The organism is Aquabacterium sp. (assembly GCF_004297345.1).
Lineage (GTDB): Bacteria > Pseudomonadota > Gammaproteobacteria > Burkholderiales > Burkholderiaceae_C > Aquabacterium.
Window position 1 is genome coordinate 1 of the sequence record NZ_SCTN01000151.1, and the last position, 2,976, is coordinate 2,976.

Genomic DNA, 2,976 nt, shown 5'->3' on the forward strand with positions numbered 1-2,976 from the left:
GTGCCAATCTGCCGTGAACGCCAGCGTTTGTTGGCCGGCAGATCACTCAGATCAGGCCGATGCCCCTCTCGGGTATGGATCACCAGCATGCCCACTTGCCGCGCCACAGCCAGCAAGGCCTTGATCGGCTCGATCGGTGCTCGCGTGGCCGAGATGTCATAGCCCATCTTGTCCACATAGCCACCCACACCGCAGAAGTCCGTCTGCATGTCGATGATGATCAGCGCCGTGTTCGAGGGCTTGAGATCGCCGTTGTACGGCCAGGCATAAGGTTGCGCATCAACATAAGTCGTCATGGACACTCCTTCAACGGGACACACCCAACTCCATCGGCGCACCTTGCAGTGAACGCTTGGGGCTGCAGGTCCACACCAGAATCAACAAGGTCAAGGCATAGGGCATGGCATTGAACAGGTGGTAGCCCCAGCCGATGCCCACAGATTGCAGCGCCGGGCCCAAGGCGCCCGCACCGCCAAACAACAAGGCCGCGCCAAGACAGGCCAGCGGCCGCCAGCGCGCAAAGATGACCAAGGCCACAGCAATCAGGCCCTGCCCGCTGGACAAGCCTTCGTTCCAGCTGCCTGGGTAGTACAGCGACAAGGATGCCCCGCCTAGCCCGGCGATGAAACCGCCCGCCATCGTGGCCAGCACGCGCACCGTGTTGACCGAGTAACCCAAGGCCCGAGCGGCATCGCTGCTGTCGCCGGCCATGCGCACGATCAGACCCCAACGTGTATCGGCCAACGCCCAAGACAAGAGCACGGCCAGCGCCACGCCAATGGGGAACAAGGCATTGATGCGCAAGGCCGCCTGGACCTGCGACGAATCACTCCACATGCCCAGCTCCAACGAGGGAATCTGTGCGGCCTGCGGCTGGATCAAGGGCTTGCCCAGATAAAAGGCCAGACCGGCACCCAACAGCATCAAGGCGATGCCGGTGGCAATGTCATTCACACGAGGCAGGGAGCACAGGAGCCCGTGCAACATGGCCAGCAAGGCACCGGCCAGACCGGCCAGCAACACCCCGGCCCAGGGCGACCCGGTGAGATAGCTGCCAGCAAAGCCCGCCATGGCAGACAGCACCAGCACGCCCTCCAGCCCCAGATTGATGCGCCCGGACTTCTCGGTCAGACACTCGCCCAGGCTCACGAACAGGAAGGGCGTCCCCACACGGATGGCCCCACCCAGCACGGCAATGGCCACATCGGACCACATGGATACATCGCTCATGCGGCCTCCTTGCTGGCGGCGTCCATGGCCGCCTGTTCACGCGCCAGGCGAGCCCGGCTGGTTTCATGCGCGACCCGCTCAGCACGCTCCGCCCTGCGCACACCTTGCCTCGTCATCCACTCACCCATGCGACCACTCAGCGCTTCACTGGCCAGAATCAGCACGAAGGCAAAGCCTTGCAGCACCAGCACGGAGGCATCTGGCAGATCAAGTCGCCGCTGCAGCAAGCTGCCTGCCGACCCAAAGCCGCCAAACAGGATAGCCACAGGGATCACGGCAAACGGGTTGTGCCGCGCCACGAAGGACACCAGGATGCCCGTGTAGCCCAAGCCCGCAATCAGGGCGGCATTGGCATTGGTGTGCACAGCCGCCACTTCGACACCACCAGCTAGGCCGGCGCAGCCACCGCCCAAGGCGCAAGCCGTGATGATCAGACGGTGACTGGGCAAGCCAACCAGACGTGCGGCACGTGCGTTGCCCCCCACCACGCGTGTGGCAAAACCATGGGTAGAGCCAAACAACCAGAAGCCCGCAACCAGGCATGCAAGCGCGCCCCATACCAGCCCCCAGTGCACCTCATAACCAGGCATCAGGCCCAACAAGTTGCTCTCAGCCAAAGGCAGGGTAGACGGCTTGTTCAAGCTGCTGGGATCCCGCATCGGGCCCTCCACAAAATGCTTGAACAGCCCAATAGCCAGATAGCTCATCAGCAAGGAGCTGATGGTTTCATTCACCCCGCGGAACTGGCGCAGCACACCTGCCAGCGCTATCCACGCGCCGCCAACCAGGGCGCTGGCCAGCAACACAAGCACGGTGCCACTCACACCTGCTGGGGGAGTGAACAGGTACGGCAGGCCGGCACACGCCAGCCCGCCCAGTACCAATGCGCCCTCACCACCAATGACCATCAGGCCTGCGCGCTGCGGGATCGCCACGCACAAGGCCGTCAGCATCAGCGGCGCGGCGCGCTGCAGGGTGTTCTGCCACGAGAAGGCATCACCGAACGCCCCCTTGAACAGCAACACCCAGGTTTCGGTCGGGCTGGTGCCACCAAGCCACACAAAGCCGCCAAACAGCAGTACCGCGCCAGCCAGAGCCAGCACCGGCAACACCACGCTGTCAAACACCACGGCCACGCGCGAATCGCTCATGGTCACTCCTTTTCCAACCGTCAGACAGGACCCACGCGGATCAGACCTTGCCGATCACGCCTTCCACCAGGTAGTTCATGCCTTCCAGTGCGGGGTCGATCTGTTTCATCGTGGTGCCCTTGGCAATCACGACCTTGCCTGTGTTGTCCTTGATCTCTCCCTTGAAGATCTCGAACTCGTCCTTGAGCATGGCAGCCTTGATGGCATCGGCCTGCTTGCGCGCACCTTCTGGCACCATGGCGCCGTAAGGCGAGGTCTTGACGAAGCCCTCCTTCAAGCCGCCGCGCAGGAAGTTGGGGTGCGGCTTGCCGGTACGGGCCGCGTCCACGATCTGCTTGTAAGGCGTCACCCAGTTCCACTCGGCACCGGTGAGGTAGGCGTTGGGGGCCAGCTTGGCTTGCGATGCGTGGTAGCCGCAGACGTACTTGCCGCGCTTGGCTGCTGTCTCGACGATGACCTTGGGGCCGTCCACGTGCATGGTGAAGACATCCACGCCCTGATCAGCCAGGCTGTTGGTGGCCTCAGCCTCCTTCACCGGCATGGACCAGTCACCCGTGAAGATGACCGAGCAGGTGATGTCCGGGTGCACCGAGCG

Annotated in this window: 4 protein-coding genes; all 4 read right to left on the reverse strand. The window is 63.3% G+C overall.

Annotation, left to right across the window (positions count from 1 at the left end; all coding sequences use genetic code 11):
- Positions 1–296, reverse strand: a 296-nt coding sequence (locus tag EPO09_RS04965) for a cysteine hydrolase family protein (RefSeq protein ID WP_290640775.1), incomplete at its 3' end; no start/stop codon positions are given.
- Between the two features lie 10 nt (positions 297–306).
- Positions 307–1,230 (reverse strand): ABC transporter permease, encoded by a 924-nt coding sequence (locus tag EPO09_RS04970; protein ID WP_290640777.1) that lies wholly within the window; start codon positions 1,228–1,230, stop codon positions 307–309.
- Positions 1,227–2,381, reverse strand: coding sequence for an ABC transporter permease (locus tag EPO09_RS04975; RefSeq protein ID WP_290640779.1), 1,155 nt, complete (start codon positions 2,379–2,381; stop codon positions 1,227–1,229). The genes EPO09_RS04970 and EPO09_RS04975 overlap by 4 nt, the downstream gene beginning before the upstream one ends.
- Before the next feature lie 40 nt (positions 2,382–2,421).
- A partial coding sequence (locus EPO09_RS04980) for a BMP family ABC transporter substrate-binding protein (protein WP_290640781.1) occupies positions 2,422–2,976 on the reverse strand: 555 nt, incomplete at its 5' end.